At 67.4% G+C, this 21,877-nt stretch carries 18 protein-coding genes; 11 read left to right on the forward strand and 7 right to left on the reverse strand.

Features of this window, described 5'->3' with window-relative positions; translation table 11 throughout:
* Window positions 1-142 precede the first annotated feature (142 nt).
* The gene (locus tag U858_RS0113045) at window positions 143-1,240 is read right to left on the reverse strand and encodes a twin-arginine translocation signal domain-containing protein (RefSeq protein ID WP_025137596.1); all 1,098 of its coding nucleotides are present in this window, start codon (window positions 1,238-1,240) and stop codon (window positions 143-145) included.
* Window positions 1,241-1,426: 186 nt separating this feature from the next.
* A complete protein-coding gene (gene pmbA / locus U858_RS0113050) occupies window positions 1,427-2,791 on the reverse strand; it encodes a metalloprotease PmbA (protein WP_025137597.1) in 1,365 nt (454 codons plus the stop codon).
* Between the two features lie 58 nt (window positions 2,792-2,849).
* On the opposite strand from pmbA, the gene yjgA reads away from it, so the two are divergent.
* The 6 genes from yjgA to U858_RS0113080 all read left to right on the forward strand — a co-directional run bounded on the left by yjgA (window position 2,850) and on the right by U858_RS0113080 (window position 7,776).
* Complete coding sequence (gene yjgA, locus U858_RS0113055; RefSeq protein WP_025137598.1) at window positions 2,850-3,401, forward strand: ribosome biogenesis factor YjgA; 552 nt, start codon at window positions 2,850-2,852, stop codon at window positions 3,399-3,401.
* 19 nt (window positions 3,402-3,420) lie between these two features.
* A complete protein-coding gene (locus U858_RS0113060) occupies window positions 3,421-4,101 on the forward strand; it encodes an alpha/beta hydrolase (RefSeq protein ID WP_025137599.1) in 681 nt (226 codons plus the stop codon).
* 313 nt (window positions 4,102-4,414) lie between these two features.
* Window positions 4,415-5,422, forward strand: coding sequence for an ABC transporter substrate-binding protein (locus U858_RS0113065; RefSeq protein WP_051593562.1), 1,008 nt, complete (start codon window positions 4,415-4,417; stop codon window positions 5,420-5,422).
* Window positions 5,422-6,234 (forward strand): ABC transporter ATP-binding protein, encoded by an 813-nt coding sequence (locus U858_RS0113070; RefSeq protein WP_025137601.1) that lies wholly within the window; start codon window positions 5,422-5,424, stop codon window positions 6,232-6,234. The genes U858_RS0113065 and U858_RS0113070 overlap by 1 nt, the downstream gene beginning before the upstream one ends.
* Before the next feature lie 3 nt (window positions 6,235-6,237).
* Window positions 6,238-7,074 carry an ABC transporter permease gene (locus U858_RS0113075; RefSeq protein WP_025137602.1) on the forward strand — a complete coding sequence of 279 codons (837 nt, stop codon included), beginning with the start codon at window positions 6,238-6,240 and terminating at the stop codon, window positions 7,072-7,074.
* A gap of 9 nt (window positions 7,075-7,083) precedes the next feature.
* Complete coding sequence (locus U858_RS0113080) at window positions 7,084-7,776, forward strand: isochorismatase family cysteine hydrolase (RefSeq protein ID WP_025137603.1); 693 nt, start codon at window positions 7,084-7,086, stop codon at window positions 7,774-7,776.
* A gap of 45 nt (window positions 7,777-7,821) precedes the next feature.
* On the opposite strand, the gene U858_RS0113085 is transcribed toward U858_RS0113080, so the two are convergent.
* A complete protein-coding gene (locus U858_RS0113085; RefSeq protein ID WP_025137604.1) occupies window positions 7,822-10,263 on the reverse strand; it encodes a GNAT family N-acetyltransferase in 2,442 nt (813 codons plus the stop codon).
* A gap of 120 nt (window positions 10,264-10,383) precedes the next feature.
* Here U858_RS0113085 and gltX point away from each other — a divergent pair, with 120 nt between their 5' ends.
* Window positions 10,384-11,790, forward strand: a complete 1,407-nt coding sequence (gene gltX, locus U858_RS0113090) for a glutamate--tRNA ligase (RefSeq protein ID WP_025137605.1) — start codon at window positions 10,384-10,386, stop codon at window positions 11,788-11,790.
* 99 nt (window positions 11,791-11,889) lie between these two features.
* Here the strand turns inward: gltX and U858_RS0113095 are convergent, their stop codons facing one another.
* From U858_RS0113095 to U858_RS0113105, 3 genes are all read right to left on the reverse strand, one after another.
* Window positions 11,890-13,083 (reverse strand): MFS transporter, encoded by a 1,194-nt coding sequence (locus tag U858_RS0113095; RefSeq protein WP_025137606.1) that lies wholly within the window; start codon window positions 13,081-13,083, stop codon window positions 11,890-11,892.
* Window positions 13,084-13,147: 64 nt separating this feature from the next.
* Window positions 13,148-13,654, reverse strand: coding sequence for a hypothetical protein (locus U858_RS0113100; RefSeq protein ID WP_025137607.1), 507 nt, complete (start codon window positions 13,652-13,654; stop codon window positions 13,148-13,150).
* A 189-nt stretch (window positions 13,655-13,843) separates the two neighbouring features.
* Complete coding sequence (locus U858_RS0113105) at window positions 13,844-14,743, reverse strand: LysR family transcriptional regulator (protein WP_025137608.1); 900 nt, start codon at window positions 14,741-14,743, stop codon at window positions 13,844-13,846.
* Window positions 14,744-14,827: 84 nt separating this feature from the next.
* Between U858_RS0113105 and U858_RS0113110 the strand changes: the two genes are divergently transcribed.
* The 3 genes from U858_RS0113110 to U858_RS36370 all read left to right on the forward strand — a co-directional run bounded on the left by U858_RS0113110 (window position 14,828) and on the right by U858_RS36370 (window position 16,950).
* Window positions 14,828-15,754 carry an alpha/beta hydrolase family protein gene (locus tag U858_RS0113110; RefSeq protein WP_232786529.1) on the forward strand — a complete coding sequence of 309 codons (927 nt, stop codon included), beginning with the start codon at window positions 14,828-14,830 and terminating at the stop codon, window positions 15,752-15,754.
* Between the two features lie 174 nt (window positions 15,755-15,928).
* Window positions 15,929-16,783, forward strand: coding sequence for a tripartite tricarboxylate transporter substrate binding protein (locus U858_RS33670; RefSeq protein ID WP_255358784.1), 855 nt, complete (start codon window positions 15,929-15,931; stop codon window positions 16,781-16,783).
* Entirely contained in the window at window positions 16,780-16,950 is a 171-nt protein-coding gene (locus U858_RS36370) for a hypothetical protein (protein WP_255358785.1), read from the forward strand. Before U858_RS33670 ends, U858_RS36370 begins: the two co-directional genes overlap by 4 nt.
* Window positions 16,951-17,481: 531 nt before the next feature.
* Here the strand turns inward: U858_RS36370 and U858_RS0113120 are convergent.
* A complete protein-coding gene (locus tag U858_RS0113120; protein WP_025137610.1) occupies window positions 17,482-17,931 on the reverse strand; it encodes an Lrp/AsnC family transcriptional regulator in 450 nt (149 codons plus the stop codon).
* 139 nt (window positions 17,932-18,070) lie between these two features.
* Here U858_RS0113120 and U858_RS0113125 point away from each other — a divergent pair, with 139 nt between their 5' ends.
* Window positions 18,071-21,577 carry an indolepyruvate ferredoxin oxidoreductase family protein gene (locus U858_RS0113125; RefSeq protein ID WP_025137611.1) on the forward strand — a complete coding sequence of 1,169 codons (3,507 nt, stop codon included), beginning with the start codon at window positions 18,071-18,073 and terminating at the stop codon, window positions 21,575-21,577.
* Window positions 21,578-21,877: the final 300 nt, after the last annotated feature.

The following is a 21,877-nucleotide window of genomic DNA, read 5'->3' on the forward strand; positions in this document are numbered from 1 at the left end:
CCTTTGTATCAGGCGGAAACTCGAATGCCGTTCAACAAAAGGATCAAAACCGCCCACTTTTTTGTAAAAAAACCGGGGTTATCAGCGAAAACCCCACCTCCAGCCGAATGCCATTCGGCATCCGGATCCTGCCTTCGGGAAGCTAGCTGCGGGCGGACAGCGCCACGCCCAGATACTGGTCGTAGGCGCCTTCGGTCAACCGGAACCACGGCATGCCGTTGTCGCGAAAGCCCATATAGCTGTCGTGGATGGCCTTGAACTTGGCGTCTTTCTCGTTCAATTCCTTGTAGACCTGCTGGGCGGCCTCGAAGGCGGCATCCATGACCGACCGCGGGAAAGCGCGCACCTGCGCGCCGGCGGCGGCCAATTGGGCCAGCGCGGCGGGGTTGCGGGCATCGAAGGCCGCCGTGGTCTTGACGTGCACGGCCAGGGCGGCGGCCTCGACCACCGCCTGGTAGTGCTTGGGCAGCTTGGTCCAGGCGTCTTCGTTGATGTAGAGCGACAACTGTTCGCTGGCGGCCCACCAGCTGGGGCCGTAGTAGAACTTGCCGACCTTGTTCAGGCCCAGCTTGGCGTCCTCGGCGGCACCGGTGCCGGCCACGGCCTCCAGTCCGTCTTTCTCGACGGCTTCGGCCAGCTTGGCCAGGTCGGCCTGCTGCGGCGCCACGCCCAGGTGGGCCAGCACCTGGCCGGCCAGGCCGTCGACCCGCATCTTCAGGTCTTTCAGGTCGGTGGCGCGCTTGATTTCGCGCTTGGACCAGCCGCCCATCTGCGGGCCGGTGTTGCCCAGCGGGAAGTTGACGATCTTCTGCGCCTTGAACAGCTCGCGCGTCAGGCGCAGGCCGTCGCCTTCGAGCATCCAGGCATTCATGCGACTGGCGTCCAGCCCGAACGGCACGGCCGAATCGAAGCAGAAGGCGGGGTTTTTGGCGAAGTACAGGCTGGATGACACGTGAGCGCATTCGACCTTGGCGGCGCCGACGGCGTCCATCAGGTCGGCCGCGGGCGCGATCTCGCCATCGGCCTGCTGGCGGATGGTGAACTTGCCGCCGGTGGCATCGGACACGAATTTGCAGAACGCCTGGCCGGCGCCGACCCGCAGGTCCAGCGCGCCGGGAAAGCCGGACGCCAGGCGCCAGCTGAGAGAGGGGGAATCCTGCGCCAGGGCCGGCGCGCTGACCGCTGCGCCCGCCGCCACGGCGCCCAGGCCGGCCTGCTTCAAGAATGAACGTCGTTGCATCTCTTTGCTCCTCTGCCGCGATACTAGTTTGAGCAATACCCGCCGGATATTACACGCTGGCATGGCCCAGGACGGCTAGAGGAAATCCCCAGCGATCAAGGATTGCAAAGACACAAACGGCGACGCCCGCCGGCCAGGGCCTTGAAGGGCCCCGCGCAGGCGGGCGTCGCAGGGCACCGCGGCGGATCAGGTGCCCGCGATGGCCATTTGCTCGATCAGGATCGAGCCGGTGGTCTTGGTGCCGCGCGAGATGGTGTCCGCGCCCACCGCGACGATCTGGCGGAACATGTCCGCCAGGTTGCCGGCGATGGTGATTTCCTGCACGGCGTGCTGGATCTGGCCATTTTCGACCCAATAGCCGAACGCGCCGCGGGAGTAGTCGCCCGTGACGTAGTTCACGCCCTGGCCGATGAGTTCGGTGACCAGGAAGCCCGTGCCCATTTTCTTGAGCATGGCTTCGAAGTCGTCGCCGCGGCGGGTGAGCGTGGACGAGAAGGTCAGGTTGTGCGACCCGCCGGCATTACCGGTGGTCTGCATGCCCAGCTTGCGGGCGGTGTACGAAGACAGGAAATAGCCTTCGAGCACGCCTGCCGTGACCACGCTGCGCTTGCGGGTGCGCACGCCTTCGTCGTCGAACGGCGAACTACCCATGCCGCCGCGGATGTGCGGGTCTTCGGTCAGGTTGATGTGGTCCGGGAAGATCGGCTTGCCCAGGGCGTCGAGCAGGAAGCTGGCCTTGCGGTACAGCGCGCCGCCGTTGGCGGCCTGCGTCAGGGCGCCGACCAGGCCCAGGGCCAGCGGAGCCTCGAACAGCACCGGGAACTTGCCGGTGCGGATGCGGCGGGCCGACAGGCGCGACAGGGTGCGTTCGGCGGCGTAGCGGCCCACGGCCTCGGGCGAGGCCATCTTGGCCGGGTCGCGCTCGGACGTGTACCAGTAGTCGCGCTGCATGCCGTTGCCGCGGCCGGCGATGGGCGCCACCGACAGGCTGTGGCGCGAATACGGGTAGCCGCCCAGGAAGCCGCGGGTGTTGCCCATGACGAACTGGCCTTCGTAGGTGCCCACCGTGGCGCCATCGGTATTGGTGATGCGCGAATCGACCTCGCGGGCCGCGCGCTCGGCGCGCAGGGCCAGCTCGGCGGCTTCTTCGGTCGAGACCGTCCAGGCCTGGTGCAGGTCCAGGTCGGGGAATTCGGTGGCCAGCTGGTCGGCGTCGGGCAGGCCGGCGGCCGGGTCGGCGGCGGTGTGGCGTGCGATGTGCCAGGCCGCTTCGACGGTCTGGCGCAGGGCCGCTTCGGAAAAGTCGGAGGTCGAGGCAGACCCGCGGCTCTGGCCGGCGTAGACGGTGAGGTCCAGCGAGCGGTCGCGGGTCTGTTCGACGGTTTCGATGTCGTTCTTGCGCACCGAAACCGACAGGCCCAGGCTTTCAGAGACTTCGGCCGCGGCGTCCGAGGCGCCAATCTGGCGGGCGTACGCCAGGGTTTGCTCGACCAATTCGGAAAAACGCGCGTGATTGGCCGCCAGCGGCAAGGAGGAGGAGGATTTGACCATTGCTGTCCAATTTGCAGAGACGGTTATCATAGCCAAGTCTGTCATTGCGCAGTTTTCCATGAATTCCCATACCGAAGAAGAATCCGTCGACGAAGGCTACGACGAGAACGGCTACGACCGCCCCAGCAAGTCCCAGATCAAGCGCGACATGCATGCGCTGCTGGATCTGGGCAAGCAGTTGATCGCCCTGTCTCCCGAACGCCTCAAGCAGTTGCCCCTGGCTGAACGCCTGTACGAAGCCATTCGCATGGCGCAGCGCACCACCGGACGCGAAGGCCTGCGCCGCCAGGTGCACTTCGTGGGCAAGCTGATGCGCGACGCCCCCGCGGACGAAATCCGCGCCCAGCTCGACGTCTGGGAAAACGGCTCGCGCGAAGAAACCGCCGCCATGCACCGCCTGGAGACCCTGCGCGATCGCCTGCTGGACGACGACGACGCCCTGACCAAGCTGCTGCACGACAATCCGCAGGCCGACGTGCAGCAATTGCGCGCCCTGATCCGCGCCGCCCGCAAGGAAAAAACGGCCAACGCCGCGCTGCTGCAAGGCCAGGATCCGCAAAAGAAGCACTATCGCGCGCTGTTCCAGGCGCTCAAGACCCTAACCCTCTGATTTCCCCCCGCCGCCGTCCATGAACGCACCGACCGACCTGCTCGATTGCATCGAGATCGAAACCGCCCCCACCCCCACGCACGCCGTCATCTGGCTGCACGGCCTGGGCGCGGACGGCAACGATTTCGCGCCCATCGTGCCCGAACTGGACCTGCCAGCCGGCGCCGCGGTGCGCTTCGTGTTCCCCAATGCCCCGGTGCAGCGCGTCACCATCAACAACGGCATGGCGATGCGGTCGTGGTACGACATCCTGGTCATGGACCTGGTGCGGGTCGAAGACGCCAACGGCATCCGCGCGTCCGAAGCCGCCATCAGAAAGCTCATCGCCCGTGAGAACGCGCGTGGCATTCCCACCTCGAACATCGTCCTGGCGGGGTTTTCGCAGGGCTGCGCCATGACCCTGCACACGGGCCTGCGCCTGCCGGAAAAGCTGGCCGGCATGATCGGGCTGTCGGGGTACCTGCCCCTGCTGGGCACCGCCGAGGCCGAACGCGCCCCGGCCAACCAGCGCACGCCCATCTTCCTGGCCCATGGCCAATACGACCCGGTGGTGTCGCTGCCGCGCGCCCAGGCCTCGCTGGCTGAACTGGAACGCCTGGGCTACGACGTGCGCTGGCACACGTACCCGATGCCGCACTCGGTCTGCGCGGAAGAAGTGGCGGATATCTCGCGCTTCCTGAACGACGTGCTGGCGGGATAACGCCCGCCCGCCGGGGGCGATCCGCCGGGATCGCCCGGCTGCCCTCCCCAGGCGGCCATCCCTTTTCTGTATACCAAGTGGTATTCCAGCACCGGTTCTTCGGATGCTGACAGGCGCCCTTTCCTAGGGAAAAACGCCAATCCCAAAATCCTTGTCGCCCCCTGGTATTGAATATAGTATTCAAACCACGCCGTATCGGCCCGGGCGATCTCTGTTCGGGCTTCCCTGTTGTTGCAGTCGATCCATTCCATTGGCCGTGTCGCGCCGGGTTTCGGCGAGGCATACAGACGCAGGAGAAAGTCCCGTGAAGCCCATGCCATTGCCCCGCCGGGCAGTCGCGGCGCTGCTTGTCGCGCTGGCGCCCGCGCTCATCCCTTTCGCCGCCCACGGCGAAGCGCTCAATCCCCCCGTGAAGGTCCGCTACGAAGAGGTGGTGCGCTCCATTCTCTACGTGCCCAAGTACGTGGCCCTGTCGCAGGGCTACTTCAAGGACGCCGGGCTGGACGTCTCGATGAAGACCTCGCAAGGCACTGACAAGGGCATGACCGCCCTGCTGTCGGGCAGCGCGGACATCGTGCTGATCGGCCCCGAGGCGTCGATCTATGTGCAGAACAGCGAATCGCCGGTCAAGCCGAAGATCTTTGCCGGCTTGACGGCCACCGACGGCTTTTTCCTGCTGGCGCGCAAGCCGGTCGAGAAATTCGACTGGAGCATGCTCAAGGGCAAGGAGGTGATCGGCTTTCGGCCCGGGTCCAATCCCATCGTGTTCCTGGAAACCGCGCTGCGCAAGCACGGGCTGGACCCGCAGAAGGACGTCAAGCTGCTGAACAACATCGGCATTCCGGCGCGCGCCGGCGCGTGGATGGCCGGCCAGGGCGAATACGGCATCTTCCTGGAGCCCGAGGCCGGCGAGCTGGTGCGCAACGGCAAGGGCTATATCGTGGCCTCGGTGGGCCATGAAGTGGGCCAGGTGGACTACACGGTGTTCACCGCCACCGACAAATACATTCGCGACAACCCCAAGGTGATCCAGGCCTGGACCGACGTGGTGGCGCGCGCCGAGAAGTACGTGAAGGACACGCCGGCCGCCACGCTGGCGCCGCAGATCATGACGTACTTTCCCGGCATGGACGCGGCGGCCGTGACGGACGCGATCGACCGCTACAAGCAATACCAGATCTGGAAGACCTCGCCGCTGGTCACGGCCGACGCGATGAATCAGCTGCAGGACATGCTGATCGCCAGCGCGGTCATGAAGGAAGGCGCCCGCGTCAAATATGAAGACGTGGTGGTGGCCGACTTTGCCAGGAAGGCCCCATGATGAGCGCCGTCGTCCATAATCTGAAACCGGAAGCGGCCACGGCGAAGATCGAGCTGCGCGACGTCTGTCTCAGCTATTTCACGCCGGAAGGCGAGACCGAGGCCCTGTCGCAGGTGTCGTTCGCGCTGGCGCCAGGCGAATTCGTCAGCCTGATCGGGCAAAGCGGTTGCGGCAAGAGCACGCTGCTGTCGTTGATTGCCGGCCTGATCACGCCGACCTCAGGCGCCGTGATGATCGACGGCCAGGCGGTCACCGAGCCGAACCCGCGGATCGGCTACATGCTGCAGCAGGACTACCTGTTTGAATGGCGCACCATTCTGGACAACGTGATGCTGGGCGCCGAAATACAGGGCCGGCGCGATGCCCGCAGCGAAGCGCGCGCCGTGCATCTGCTGGAAAAATGCGGGCTGGGCGCCTTTCTGACGCACACGCCGCGCCAGCTGTCCGGCGGCATGCGCCAGCGCGCCGCGCTGGCGCGCACGCTGGTCACCGAACCCGACGTGATCTTGCTGGACGAACCCTTTTCCGCGCTGGATTCGCAGACCCGGCTGGCCATTTCCGACGAGGTGGTCGACATTCTGCGGCGCGAAGGCAAGACGGTGGTGCTGGTGACGCACGACATCGGCGAGGCCATCGCGATGACCGACCGCGTGATCGTGCTGTCGCGCCGGCCCGGCCGCCTGAAAAGCCAGTACCGCATCCATTATGGCGACGGCGCGCGCCCCACGCCATTCCAGGCGCGTTCGCGGCCGGAATTCAACGCCTACTTCAAACAGCTCTGGGACGAGCTGGACGTCCACGTGGAGGGTTGAGCCATGAATGCACCCATCGCCAACACCGTGCCGCTGCGCGCCGTGCCCGCGCCCAGCCAGAAGTACCTGGACTATCTGCGCCGCGACCGCGCACGTCGCCGCAACATCCGCCTGGCCCAGGCGCTGCTGCTGGTCGTATTCCTGTGCGCCTGGGAGATCCTGCCGCGGATGCACATCCTGAACCCGCTCTTGACCAGCTACCCCAGCGCGCTGTGGCCCACGTTCATCGACCTGTGGGCCAACGGCAACCTGGCGCACCACATCCTGACCACGCTGTCGGCCACGCTGGTGGGCTTTACGCTCAGCATGGTGATCGGCATCGTGGTGGCTGCGGCGCTGTGGTGGTCGGACTTCCTGTACAAGGTGCTGGACCCGTTCCTGGTGGTGGCCAACGCCATGCCCAAGATCGCCTTCGTGCCCATCTTCTACCTGTGGCTGGGGTCGGACTACGCGGTGTACGGCATGGCCGTGGCGATCGCCGTGTTCGTGACCATCATGGTCGTGTATGCGGGCTTTCGCGGCATCGACCTGAACAAGGTCAAGCTGGCGCGCACCTTCGGGGCCAGCCGCTGGCAGGTGCTGGTGAAGGTCGTGCTGCCCGGCAGCGTGCCGACGTTGATCGCCGCGGTGAAGATGAACATCGGCCTGGCGCTGGTGGGCGTCATCGTGGGGGAATTCCAGTCGGCCGATTCGGGCCTGGGCTTTCTCATCATGAACGGCAGCCAGGTCTTCAAGCTGAATATCGTGATGACCGCCATCACCATGCTGGCGCTGATTTCGAGCGTGATGTACCTGGTGGTGTACCGCATCGAAGCCGCGGTGGCGCGGCGCTACGGATAAGGAGCCGCCATGCAGATTCCGCAATGGGTCCAGGACCGCGTCATTGCCCGCCAGGGCTGTCTGCACCCCTATGACACGCTGCCAGGCGCGCGCTGCGCCGTGGTGGTGATCGACATGCAGCAGTATTTCACCCTGCCCGGCTACCAGGGCGAATGCGCCGCCGCGCGCGACATCATCGTACCGGTGAACCGCCTGTGCGACGCGGTGCGCGCGGCCGGCGGCACGGTGGTGTGGGTGCAGACCGCATCCGACAACGCCGACGCCTTCTGGTCGCACCACCACGGCGTGATGCTGACGCCCGAGCGCAGCGCGCGGCGCCTGGAAACCCTGCGGCGCGATTCGCCCGGCTACGCGCTGCATCCGGACCTGCGGCCCGATGCCGGCGACCTGCGGGTGACCAAGCGCTTCTACAGCGCCATGGCGCCGGGTTCGTCCGAACTGGAACCGCTGCTGCGCGGGCGTGGCGTGGATACCTTGCTGATCGCCGGCACGGTCACCAACGTGTGCTGCGAGTCCACCGCCCGCGACGCGATGATGCGCGACTTTCGCACCATCATGGTCGACGACGCGCTGGCCGCGGTGACGCCGGCCGAGCACGAGCACGCGCTGCACGGCTGGCTGCTGTTCTTTGGCGACGTACTGTCGGTGGATGAGGCGGTGGCGCGCCTGACGCCGGCACAGGCGGCGCGCAAGACCGCCTGACGAGCCGCACCCACCCGGCCTGCGTACGGGGGCAGCCCCCGTGCGTCAGTCCAGGTTCAGCCAGACCCGCCGCATGGTCGGGTCTTCGGGGTCGGCGTCGTTGGTGAAGCCCAGGCTGGTCATCAGCGACAGCATGGGCCGGTTGGTCGACAGCACCAGCCCGTCGATGTATTCCAGCCCCTGCTCGCGCGCCGCGTCGATCAGCGCCGTCATCAGCTGGCGGCCCAGGCCGCGGCGCTGCCAATCGTCGCCGATCACCAGCGCATATTCCGCGCCGCGCCCGTCCGGGTTGCGCAAATAATGCGCGAAACCGACCAGGACCTCGCGCGGATGGCCGCGGTTGGCCGGGTTGGGCACCTGCGTGGCGGCCACCAGGGCCAGCTCGCGGTGGTAGTCCACCTGGGTGTAGCGCGACACCATGCGCGGAGTCAGCTCGCGCATCATCGACACGAAGCGCATGTAGCGCGAGCGTTCGGACAGGCCGCGGATGAATTCCTGCAAGGGCTGCGCGTCTTCCGGGCGGATCGGCCGCAGCACCCACGGAATGCCGTCGGCAAAGCGGCGCACCTGCACCAGGCGCGCCGGATACGGGTGAATCGCCATGTGCGGATAGCCGGCGGTCTGCGGCGATTCGCAGCCCGGTTTTTCGGTCAGCGTCATGCGCAGGCCACCGGCGCGCAGATGGGTTTCACCGGCGTAGAGCGGATCGATGTCCAGCGTTTCGATGTCGGGCAGTTCGGACACCAGTTCAGACACCAGCACCAGCGCCTGCTGCAAGGCTTCGGCGGCCAGGTGGCCGACGCGCGGCGCCAGCACCTTGCGCCACAGGCGGCTGCGTTCGATCAGCTGGCGCGCCAGGAAGCCGTTCAGCGGCGGCAGGTCCATGCCGCGGTCGGACTGCGACAGCACCGCATCCGGGCCGCCCGCACCGAAACGAACGACGGGGCCGAACTGCGGATCGCGCCGCACCCGGATCGCCATGGGGCGGGATTCCGGTTCGCCCAGCGCCACGTCCACCGGCATGTCGCGCAGCGGCACGTAGAACAGGGCCAGCAGCGCGCGGACTTCGGACGTATTGAGTTCGCGCCGGCAATCGGCCCGCACCCGCGCCAGGATGTCGCGCGCGGCGGCCAGATCGGGCACGTGCGTGGCCGGTTCAGGCGGCTGGGTCTGCAGCAGCAGCTGCTGGTTGTAGTGGTGCGAGGCCAGCACGCCGAAGGCGTCGGCGGCCGATTCGGGCGTACGGAACGCGGACGTGCCGGCATCGTCCAGCATGCGCCGCAGCGGCCGCATGCCGGCGTCGCCCATGAAACACGTGACCACGGGCTTCTTGGCCTTGGGAGCGATCAGCGCCAGTTCCCGCGCCACGGCGGGCATGTCGGCCAACGCATCGGGCGCCAGCAGCACCAGGACGCCGTCCACGCCGGCATCGTCCAGCACGGTGTCCAGGATGGCGCGGATGCGCTCCGGCGTCAGCGGGGTGTAGGTGATGACCGGGTTGGCGCTGGCCGCGTCGGGTTCCAGCATCGCCGCCAGCGCACGCTGCGTGGCCGGCGCCAGGTCGGCGCGCAGCACGGCGGCGTCCGGACCGATCAGGTCCATGGCCAATTGCGGGGGGCCGCTGCCGTTGGAGATCAGCGCCACCCGCCGGCCCTTGGGGCGACGGGTATAGCCCAGCACCTTCACGGCCGAGAACAACTGCACGAAGTAGCGCACCCGCACGGCGCCGGCACGGCGCAGGGCGGCGTCGAAGATGGCGTCGGCGCTGTCGGTGTCCGCCCGGCCCGCCTTGAGCACGATGACCGGCTTGACGCTGGCCGCGGCCCGTAGCGTGCTCATGAATTCGCGCGCCGGCCCGACGTCTTCCAGGTAGAGCACGATGCTGTCGGTGCGCGGGTCGCTGGCCAGGTAGTCCAGCACCCTGGACAGGCCCACCACCGCCTCGTCGCCCAGCGACACGGCGGTGGAAAAACCGATGTGCACGTCTTCGGCCCAGTCCATCACGGCTGCCATGATGGACCGCGACTGCGCCAGCAGCGCCACCCGGCCGGCGCGCGCCAGCACCGGATGCTGGCTGAGATTCAGGCCGGCATGGGGCCGCTGGGCGCCGAACGAGCGCGGGCCCAGCAGTTCGCAGCGGTTTTCTTCGGCCCAGGCGCGGCACAGCGCCAACGTGCCGCGCGGATACGGATCAGGCAGTTCGTGCGGCAGCAGGATGACCGAACGCGGCGCCAGCGGCGACAGGCGGCGCAGGGTTTCGGGCAGCACCGCGGGCGACACGCAAACCAGGGCCAGATCGGGGCGTTCACCCGCGGCCAGGCCTTGCAGGGCCTCGGGCAGGTCGGGCGCCGCGCCGGTTTCGCAGGCCACGACGGTGGTGCGGGCCTTGAGCGCTGGCGACAACGAGCCCGCCGCCGGCAGGGGCCGGTCGGCAACGATCACCAGCGAACTGGGTTCGAACATCGGGGCAAGAGCGTGTCGCAGCATGTCGTGGGCGGGCGCTAATCTAAAATACCGTTCATCGTAACAAGACAACCCCGCCGTCCGCTTGATGTGGACCCTGCCCGACGCCGCTTTGTGGCGCCGCAGCCGCTATCATTGCCACCTATGACTTCCAACGCCTCTTCCCCCATCCGTACCCGCTTCGCGCCTTCGCCGACGGGCTTCCTGCACCTGGGCGGCGCCCGTACCGCGCTGTTCTCCTGGGCCTTCGCGCGCCACCACCAGGGCACCTTCGTCCTGCGCATCGAAGACACGGACGTCGAACGCTCCACGCCGGAAGCGGTGCAGGCCATCCTGGACAGCATGGACTGGCTGGGCATGCAGCCCGACGAAGGCCCCTTCTACCAGATGCAGCGCATGGACCGCTACCGCGAGGTCGTGGCGCAGATGCTGGCCGCCGGTACCGCCTACCACTGCTACAGCTCGCCCGAGGAAGTGGAAGCCATGCGCGAGGCCGCCCGCGCCCGCGGCGACAAGCCGCGCTACGACGGCACCTGGCGCCCCGAGCCCGGCAAGACGCTGCCCGCCATCCCGGCCGGCCGCCAGCCCGTGGTGCGCTTCAAGAACCCGCAGGAAGGCGCCACGTCCTGGAACGACATGGTCAAGGGCACCATCAGCTTTGACAACACCGAGCTCGACGACCTGATCATCGCCCGCCCGGACGGCACCCCCACCTACAACTTCTGCGTGGTGGTCGACGACTGGGACATGGGCATCACCCACGTGCTGCGCGGCGATGACCACGTCAACAACACGCCGCGCCAGATCAACATCCTGCGCGCGCTGGGCGCCACCCTGCCTGAATACGGCCACGTCCCCATGATTCTCGGCCCGGACGGCGAAAAGCTGTCCAAGCGCCACGGCGCGGTCAACGTCATGGAATACGACAACGAGGGCTACCTGCCCGAGGCCATGATCAACTACCTGGCCCGCCTGGGCTGGAGCCACGGCGACGACGAACTCTTCAGCCGCGAACAGCTGGTGCAGTGGTTCGACACCCGCCACCTGTCCAAGTCCGCTTCGCAGTGGGACCCCAAGAAGCTGAACTGGGTCAACGCCCACTACATCAAGCAGATGGACAACGCCGAACTGGCCGAACGCGTGGCCCCGCGCGTGGCCAACCGCGGCGGCCATCCGGAAAAGATCGACCTGCCGGGCGTCATGGGTCTCTTGAAAGACCGCGCCGAAACGCTTGAGCAACTGGCCGACGGCGCCATGCTGTTCTGCGGCGAATTCAAGCCGGCCGCCCCGGAACTGGTCGAGCAGCACCTGACCGCCGCCGCCCGCGAAGCCCTGGCCGACTTCGCCCAGCGCGCCGCCGGCACCGACTGGACCCGCGAAGCCATCTCGGCGCTGATCAAGGCCGTGCTGGCCGATCGTGGCCTGAAGATGCCGCAACTGGCGATTCCGCTGCGCGTGGCCGTGACGGGCCAGACCCAGACGCCGGCCGTGGACGCCGTGCTGGCGCTGCTGGGCAAGGACACCGTGCAAAAGCGCCTGGCCGCGATCTGATCGCCGCGCCCGGCTCCGTGCCGGGCACAGGCCCCCAAAAAAAGCCCCGAACGGCGTTGCCGGACGGGGCTTTTTCCATGGCGCGAGGCCTCGGCGCCGCTACGCCGCCTGGGGCCGGGATTTCAGCGCACGCGAGAAAAACGCGCCCAACAGCGGCAGCAGCACGGCCGAACCGCCGAACAGCACCGCCGCGCCAACCTCGTCCACCACTGCGCCGGCCAACGCCACGCCGGCCGCCTGGCCCATGAACAGGCACGACGCGAACCATGCCACCGCCGTGCCGCGCGCGGACGGCACCATCTGCGTGGCGTTGGTCTGCAAGGTGGCGTGCAGCAGGTAGTAGCCAAAGCCGGCCAGCACGCTGGCCAGCAGGCTCCAGAGCCACACCGGCCCCAGCAGGTACGACAGGAAGGCCACGCCCAGCACCAGCCCGCCCGCCACTGCCAGGCCGCGTTCGCCCAGGCGCTTGAGAATGCGGCCCGCTACCACCGTGTAGAGCAGCCCGCCCACCGCATACACCGCCACCAGCGCACCGGCGGCGGTCAGCGAGATGTCGAAGCGTTCGTGCAGATACGAGGGCGCGAAGGCCAACGCGCCAAAGACCAGCAGGCCTTCAATGAACACCGTGGCCAGCACCACCCGCGCCCAGGGCGTGCCCAGCACCTGGCGCGCCTGTGCCACGAAACCCTGGCGCGGCGCGTTCGGATCCACCACGCCCATCCCGGCGCGGCGCTGGCGCCGCACTTCCAGGTGCAGCAGCACGCCCACCGCCAGATAGCCGCACACCAGCGCGGCAAAGGCCCAGCGCCAGCCCAGCGTGTCGGCGAACAGGCCGCCGGCCAGCTGGCCTGTCGCCATGCCCAGGATGGTGCCGGTCAGAAAACGCGCCAGCGTCGCCTGGCGCCGCTCGTAGGGCACGGTGTCGCCGATCCAGGCCATCGACAGCGGCACGATGCCCGCCCCCGCCGCCCCGGACAGGGCGCGGCAGAGCACCAGCATGTCCAGCGTCTCGGCCGCGACGGCCCCGGCGCTGCCCACCGCACAGGCAAAGGTCGCCACGCTGACCACCCGATACTTGCCATAGCGGTCGCCGACCGGCCCGAAGAACATCTGCAGCACGCCGTAGGCCACGGCGAACGCGGTCACCGCGCGCGCGGCCTGCCCGGTGGAGGCACCGAATTCGGCCGCCAGTTGCGGCAACATGGGATCACAGATGCGAAAGGCGCTGGCGCTGACGAAAGCGGCCAGGGCCAGCAGCGCGATGGCTCGCGCTTCAGAGGAAAGGGCAGGCATGAAAGACCGGCGGCGGGAGGGAAGGCGAAGTTCGCACCTTACCCTACCCGGCCAGAAGCCGTCATCAATACGGCAGGCGATAGCCCTGCGGCATGCGGCGCGCGGTCACGACCTGGCCGCCGCTTTTCAGTTCGCGCAGCGTCAGCTTGGCCTGCTCGACCTTTTCGACGCGGTAGCGGTTGACGTAGATCGGGTCGGCGGCGTCGACGATTTCGCCGTTCGATTGCGTGGTCTGCATGGTGTAGATGCCGTCCACCACGCTCCAGCAGCCGGTTTCACGCAGGGCCGGGCGCGTCTTGCGGCCGATCTTGAGCTGCGTTTCGTAGGCCATGCGGCCGTCGGCGTACAGCACGGTCAAGGCCTGGAAATCACCGCTGACGCCGCGCGGCTTCGAATTCGAATACCAGGTGCCGACCATGGGATCGCCGCTCTTGGCCGGCACGCAGGCCATTGGCTTGGGCGGCCCTTCCGGCTGGGCCTCGGTAATGGAGGCGGGTTTGCGGGCGACACAGCCGCCCAGGATCAGAACGGCGCAGACCACGCCCGCCGTACGCAAATACACACTGCTCATGACTTCCTCAACACGTCTGTCGACGCGTCGCGCCGCTCAGATCGGCGCGCCCCTCGCGCAGCAAACATCACGCACTCTAAAGAGGCGTCCATGAAGAATCAACGACGATCCGCGCCAAGTGCAATTGCGCAACAGTCCGTCGTGCAAAGCGCCCGCTTTACCGCGCTAACACGCAAAAATGCGTTGGTTTCACACGACAGTGCGGCCGCCGCGCGCGGCCTTTTCGCGCAGCATTTCTTCCATGCGCGCCGCCGCCGGCGACATGCTGCGGCCCGCCAATCGCGTGATGCCCAGCTCGCGTTCGATGCGCGGCCGGGCCAGCGGCACGAAGGCCAGTTCGGGGGAATCCGGCGGCACGCCCAGCTGCGCCAGCACCGTCACGCCCACGCCGCGTTCCAGCATCGCCAGCAGCGACATCATGTTGGACACGAACACCTGCCGTTCCATCATGAAGGCCGCCTGCGGGTAATCGGCCAATTGCCGATGGGCCACCGTACCCACCAGCGGCAGGGTGGCGATTTCACGCCACGTCACCGACTTGCGGCTCGCCAGCGGATGGCCGCGATGGCAGACCAGCCCGAATGCATCGCGCAACAGCGGCTCGAACGACAGGCGCCGGTCGCGCAGCACCGGGCTGCACACGCCCAGTTCGACCTCGCCCGCCAGCACCATGCGTTCCACGCCTTCCGAGTTGTCGTCGAACAGGCGCAGCGCCACCGCCGGATAGCGCTCGCGGTACGTCGCCACCAGTTCGGGCAGCCAATGCGTCGCCACCGTCGCTACCGACGCCATCGTCAGCGTGCCGGCCTGGTTGCTTGCCAGCCCCGACAAGGTGCCGGCCACCCGGTCATGGTGCTCGACCAGTTCACGCGCCAGGGGTAGGCAGTCCTGCCCGAACCGCGTCAACGCGTTGCCGTTGCCGCGCTCGAACAGCGGCTGGCCCAGGCGCTGCTCCATCTCGCGGATCGACAGCGACAGCGCCGGCTGCGAGCGAAACGCCCGCGCCGCCGCCGCGCGGAAGCTGCGCAATTCGGCCACCAGCAGGAAGTGGCGGTAGTGCGTGATCGACAGTTCGGGCAGCGCGGGCATGGATCAGTCTGATTTTGTAGAACTTATCGATTTATAGGAAAAATAAAATTTTCTCATCATAGGCCGCCCCGTAACATGGCCGCAATGACTACCGCGACCCTTGCCCCCGCTGCTTCCTACGATGTCGACCCGCTGGACTTCAGCCTCGCCGACCGGCTTGCCACCCGTTCCGTCGGAAAAGGCCGGCTGCTGATCGGCCAGGCCGCCGCATCCGGCATGCCTGCCAAGCCACACCCGCCCGCGGCATCCGCCCCGGCCACGCGCCGCGCCGACGCTGCCGCATCGCTATCCCGCACTCGCCCCGGCCTGTTGTTCGTGCCGGGCGGCTATCACGGCGCCTGGTGCTACGCGCACTACCTGGATTACTTCGCTCGCGCCGGCCTGCCCTGCGCCGCCGTGGACGTCCGCGGCCATGGCCCGCTGCCGCAAGACGCCGATTTCATCCACGCCCACATCGCCGACCTGGCCCAGGACGTCATCGCCGCACTCGATGCGCTGGGCGGCCCCACCGTCGTCGTCGGCCACAGCGTGGGCGCCCTGCCCACCCTGCTCGCCGCCACCCAGCGATCCGTCGCCGGCATCATCCTCATGGCGCCCTCCCCGCCGGGCAACCTGCCGGGTGCGCGCGCCCTGCCCCCCGTCCCCGAAGGCGTCGTGCGCCAGCCGCCCGCCGACACCGAAGTCCGCGCCCGTTTTCTCGCCACCGAGCCCGACCGCGACGTCAGCGCCGTGATGCGCCGCCTAAGCCCCGAAAGCCCCCAGGTGCTCAACGATCGCTACCTGCTGCGCGTGCCCGTCGACCCCGCCGCCATCACCGCCCCCGGCCTGTGCCTGGAAGCCGGCCTGGACTCGCACGACCGCCACCCGCCCGGACAAGACCAAGCTATCGCCCGTCTATATGGCTTCGCCCACGCCGTCCTTGCCGGGCAGCCGCACTGCATGATGTACGGCGACCACTGGCAAGCCAGCGCCGCGGCCGTCCTGGACTGGCACCGCCAGCAATTTGGCTGACCCCCAGCCACCCCCATGCACCGGCCGGATCAGCCCCGCCCTGCGAACCCATCACCCGAATCGCGCACCGCAAACAAGCCCCCGTAGCACGGACACCCAGCCCACCACGCACTCAGCAACAAAGCCCCAGGGCAAAACAATAACGGCGCCCGCCGGCGCCGCCAGGAGACAAGCATGACCCGCACCCTTACTCATCGCTCCGCGCCCCCTCGGCGCCATTCGCTGCATCGTCCCGCCCTGCGCACCTTGCTCGCCGGCGCCACGCTGCTATTGGCCGGCGCCGCCCACGCCGCCGGCTGGCCCGAAAAGCCCATCACCCTCATCGTTCCGTCCGCCGCAGGCGGCGCCGCCGACCTCACCGCCCGCACCTTCGCCCAGTTCCTGGGCAAGCAGACCGGCCAGACCGTCATCGTCGAAGACCGCCCCGGCGCTGGCGGCATCGTCGGCACCAACGCCGCCAAGAACGCCCCCGCCGACGGCTACACCTTCCTCTTGTCCACCAACTCCACCCACGCCGCCAACCAGTTCCTGTACAAGAGCCTGCCCTACGACGCCCAGAAAGACTTCGTCCAGATCGGCATGCTCGGCACCTTCGGCACCGTCGGCATCGTCGCCCCCGACAGCCCCTACCGCACCGTCCCCGAACTCGTCGACTACGCCAAGAAACACCCCGGCGAAGTCTTCTTCGGCTACTACAGCTCGTCCTCCCAGGTCCCCGCCGAACTCTTCAAGAAACGCGCCGGCATCGACATCGGCGCCGCCGGCTACAAGAACATCACCCAGATCATCACCGACCTGCGCGGCAAACAGATCGGCTTCGCCTTCGTCGACTACCTCACCGCCATGGGCCAGATCGACGGCAAAGGCCTCGCCCCCCTGGCCGTCACCGCCGACAAACCCCACCCCGCCTGGCCCGACGTCCCCACCATGTCCACCTACTACCCCGACTTCATCGTCGCCGGCTGGCTAGGCATCTCCGCCCCCGCCGGCACCCCGCCGGCACCCCGCCCGACATCGTCGCCAAGATGAACGCCGCCACCCAAGCCGCGGTAAAAGACACCCCCACCGCCGACAAACTCCGCGCCCTGGGCCTGACCCCCGAAGCCATGGACACCGCCCGCTTCGACACCTTCGTCAAGGAAGACACCGCCCGCTGGAAGGAATGGATCAAGATCTCGGGCATACAACCCCAATAAAAACGCCCGAATAGATAGAGATAGAGGCAGCGCCGCGCAACGCGACGCTGCCTCTATCTATATAAGAGAGCAAAAAAGCGAAAACCGAGAAAAAGAGAGATAGCGCGCAATCGGGAAAGCGGCAAAACAAAGAGAACCAAAAAAGACCCGCCCCCCAACCAGCCCCCCGCGCAAGCGCGCAGCGGCATCGCCGCCCGCAAGACACCCCAACGCCAAAGAAGGCCGCCCGCGCGGCCGCTTTGGCGACCCCGCCCCCTCCTCCACCCCCAAACCGATCGTGGCCACCACGCCAAGCACGCCGCCCGCCCCAACGGCCGCCAGTAAGGCACATCAAGAGCGCGTGACGGGGCAGGCGGGTGAGGGCGGGGCGTGTAGATGCGCCCGAGGGAATTCGAAGGGAGCCGAAGGCGGACGAGAATGACGAAGGGGCAGTCCGGAGCGAAGGCTCCGGACCGCAATCGTAGCCCCGCCCTCACCCGCCTGCCCCGTCACGCGCGGCTCAAGAACCACCAACCGCCAATAAAAGAACCCCTAAAGCGGCAACCTCAACTCATGCTTAATTTCCCTCAAAGCCACAATCGTCCGAGTCTGCCGAATCCCCGGCATATTGAACAAAAACCGATGCAAAAACCGATCATAGGCCTCAGGACTCTCAACAAGAATCTTCAACAGAAAATCAGAATCCCCCGTCACCGCATAGCACTCAAGAATCTCCGGCGCATCCCGCACTGACCGCTCGAAGTTTTCCACCGTATTCGCCGAATGCCGCTCCAGGCTGATCTGCGCGAACATACACCCCAGCCCCACCTTGCTGCGATCCACCTGCGCGCTATAGCCCTGGATCACCCCGCTCGCCTCCAGCGCCTTCACCCGGCGCCACACCGGCGCCGCCGACAGCCCCACCTTTTCAGACAACTGCTGCGCCGAAGCCCGGCCGTCCTCCTGCAGGGCCTTGAGGATGCCGATATCGGTCTTGTCCATCGTTTTGTCTCCTGTTTTAGGTCGAAATTCCGCGAACACGAAATATTCATTGCGAATTATAGGGATAGCACGATCCGAAAACGCAATAAACCTGATGCTGCGCGAACCTATCATGGTGCCGACTACAGGAGTATTCACGATGGACGGTACCCCCGCCGCCGAGCCCCAGCTGGACCTTGACTACCAGCTCGCCGACAACCTCACTCGCGAGACCGGCCGCATCTTTCTCACCGGCACCCAGGCCCTGGTGCGCATCATGCTCACCCAGCGCCGCATCGACCGCGAGCGCGGCCTGAACACCGCCGGCTTCGTGTCCGGCTACCGCGGCTCGCCCCTGGGCGGCGTCGACATGGCCATGTGGAAAGCGCAGAAAGCGCTGGACGCCAACCAGATCTCGTTCCTGCCCGGCATCAACGAAGACATGGCCGCCACCGCCGTCATGGGCACCCAGCAGGCCGGCGTGCGCGCCGACCGCAATGTCGATGGCGTATTCGCCATGTGGTACGGCAAAGGCCCCGGCGTCGATCGTGCGGGCGACGCCCTGCACCATGGCAATGCCGCCGGCGCCTCGCGCCACGGCGGCGTCCTGGTGGTCGTGGGCGACGACCACACCGCGGTGTCCTCGTCCATCCCGCACGCCAGCGAAGCGTCCCTCATCGGCTGGCAGATGCCCATCGTGCATCCGTCCTCCATCGACGAATACGAAACCTTCGCCTTGTGGGGCTGGGCCCTGTCGCGCCATGCCGGCACCTGGGTCGCGTTCAAGGCCGTGTCCGAAACCATCGAAAGCGGCCACTCGTTCACGCCCGCCCCCGTCGTCGCCTACGACATGCCGGCCGACCCCGACCTGCCGCCCGAAGCGCTCGAATACTCCGCCCGCGACTTCCTGTCGCTGGCCGTCGAAGCCCGCATGAACCTGCGCATGAAGGCCGTCACCGCCTTCGCGCGCCGCCACAGCATCGACCGCCTGACCTGTCCGGCGCCGCGCGCCACCGTCGGTATCGTCACCGTCGGCAAGGCCCACCTGGACGCCATGGAAGCCCTGACACGGCTGGGCGTGGACACCGTCACCGCCAACGCGCCCGTGCGCATCTACAAGCCCGGCCTGACCTGGCCGCTGGATGCCGAGCGCATGCTGGAATTCGCACGCGGCCTGTCGCACATCCTCGTCATCGAGGAAAAAGGCGCCGTCGTCGAGACCCAGCTCAAGGACCTGCTGTTCAACCTGCCCGAGCGCGCCACCGTCATCGGCAAGAAGGGCTTTGACGGCGAACTCGTGGTGCCGTCGGCCGGCCAATTGCGGCCGTCGCTGCTGGCCCGCCCGCTGGCCGCCTGGCTGTCGCGCACCGCCGGCTTGCACACCGGCGTTGACCTGACCGGCTTCGAGTGCCAGGACACCCTGTCCAACGATGCCGACGGCATGCGCCGCCGCCCCTACTTCTGTTCGGGCTGTCCGCACAGCACCTCGACCAAGGTGCCCGAAGGCAGCCAGGCGCTGTCTGGCGTGGGCTGCCACTACATGGCCGCCTGGATGGACCGCGACACCGGCGGCCTGACCCAGATGGGCGGCGAAGGGGTCGACTGGATCGGCCTGTCGCGCTATACCAAGATGCCGCACATCTTCCAGAACATGGGAGAAGGCACCTACTACCACTCCGGCTACCTGGCCATTCGCCAGGCCGTGGCCGCCAAGGCCAACATCACCTACAAGATCCTGTTCAACGACGCGGTCGCCATGACGGGCGGCCAGCCGGTGGACGGCCCGATCTCGGTGCCGCAGATTTGCCAGCAACTGCGCGGCGAAAACGTCGCCCGCATCGTCGTCACCAGCGACGAGCCCGAAAAGTACCAGGGCGTGGACCTGGGCCCCGGCATCAAGGTGCACCATCGCCGCGAACTGGACGCCCTGCAACGCGAACTGCGCGAGATCGCCGGCGTCACCGTGCTCATCCACGACCAGACCTGCGCCGCCGAAAAGCGCCGCCGCCGCAAGAAGAACCAGTTCCCCGACCCGGCGCGCCGCATGCTGATCAACAGCGCGGTCTGCGAAGGCTGCGGCGACTGCGGCGTGAAATCGAACTGCCTGTCGGTGGTGCCGCTGGAAACCCCCTATGGCCGCAAGCGCGCCATCGACCAGTCCAGCTGCAACAAGGACTATTCCTGCGCCGAAGGCTTCTGCCCCAGCTTCGTGTCCGTCATGGGCGGCAAGCCCAGAAAGAGCGCCGCCCCCAAGGCCGACCAGGAACGCCTGCAGCAACTGATTCAGCAACTGCCGCTGCCGCAGCTGCCAGCGCTGGACCGCCCCTATCGCCTGCTGGTCGCGGGCATGGGCGGCACCGGCGTCATCACCATCGGCGCGATCGTCTCGATGGCCGCCCACCTGGAAGGCCTGTCGGCCGCCGTGCTGGACCTGACCGGCCTGGCGCAAAAGGGCGGCACCGTCGTCAGCCATATCCGGCTGGCACCGGCAGGCGCAGCCGCCGGCCCCGTGCGGCTGGACTGGCAGCAGGCCGACGCCGCGATCCTGTGCGACCCGGTCGCCTCCGTCGCGCCGGATTCGCTGGGCGCGCTGCGCCGCGGCCACACCCGCGTCACCGTCAACACCTACGTCGCACCGGTGTCCGACTTCACCCGCAACCCCGACGCCGCCATGCGCCCCGAGGCCCTGCTGGCCAAGATCCGCCACGCCGCGGGCGAGGCCAACACTGCCGCCATCGACGCGCACGAGGCCGCGCTGGCCCTGTTCGGCGACAGCATCCTGTCCAATATGTTCATGCTGGGCTATGCCTGGCAGCGCGGCGGCGTGCCGCTGTCGCAGGCCGCCATCAACCGCGCCATCGAACTGAACGGCGTGGCGGTGGCCGCCAACCGGGCCGCCTTCGACAGCGGCCGCCTGGCCGCGCACCAGCCCGACGCCCTGGACGGCGCGCTGCGCCCCCGCGCTCAAGTCGTGCAACTGCATGTGCCCGAAACGTTTGAACGCGCCGTGGCCCGCCGCGTCGACGACCTGACCGCCTACCAGGACGCCGCCTACGCCAGCCAGTACCGCGACGTCGTCGAACGCGTCGCGGCCCGCGAACGCGAGCTGGCCCCCGACGCCAAGACCCCGCGCCTGGCCCTGGCCGTGGCGCGCAGCCTGTTCAAGCTGATGGCCTACAAGGACGAATACGAAGTCGCGCGGCTCTACACCGGCGAGGCCTTCCAGGCGCAGCTGCAAGGCCAGTTCGAAGGCGACTACAGCCTGCGCTTTCACATGGCCCCGCCGATCTTCGCCCGCAAGGACCCGCGCACCGGCATACCGCGCAAGGTCACGCTGGGCCCGCGCACCATGACGGCACTGAAGCTGCTGACCCGCTTCAAGCGCCTGCGCGGCACCTGGTTCGATCCGTTCGGCCACACGGCCGAGCGCAAGATGGAACGCGCCCTGGTCGGCGAGTATCGCCAGACCATAGACCAGCTACTTGTAGGGTTGACCCGGGACACCCTCGCTCAAGCAGCTACAATCGCCGCCCTTGCAGAAACCATACGCGGCTTCGGCCACGTCAAGGCAGCCAACGTCGAGAAGTACCGGACCGAGTTGGCTCGCTTGATGCAAAGCTATACGGCGCCTGCCCCGCGCGATGTACCCCTGCGGAAAACCGCATAAACACTCGCGTTGAGCGGTCCTGTCCCGGGCGCGCCTTAGCAGGCGCGCCCGGTGCATTTGGTAACAATCTTTTGGGAACTTGGTCCTATCTTCTTCTTGTGGGTGTCGTACTCGATCACTAGAATTAGTGTCCAACGAGGGGTGCTACACTACATGTTGTGGTCGCCTAACCGCTGATTCTCGTCGGCCACGCCATACGGATACGTCCGTCCAAGCGTTGCGACCCCCTCAATAAGATCCAATTTCGTACCTGACATGACGTCGTCATGTCGCTATCTACGCGCTTTTCGCACAGGAGCT

Source organism: Achromobacter sp. DH1f (assembly GCF_000633435.1).
GTDB classification, from domain to species: domain Bacteria; phylum Pseudomonadota; class Gammaproteobacteria; order Burkholderiales; family Burkholderiaceae_B; genus Achromobacter; species Achromobacter deleyi.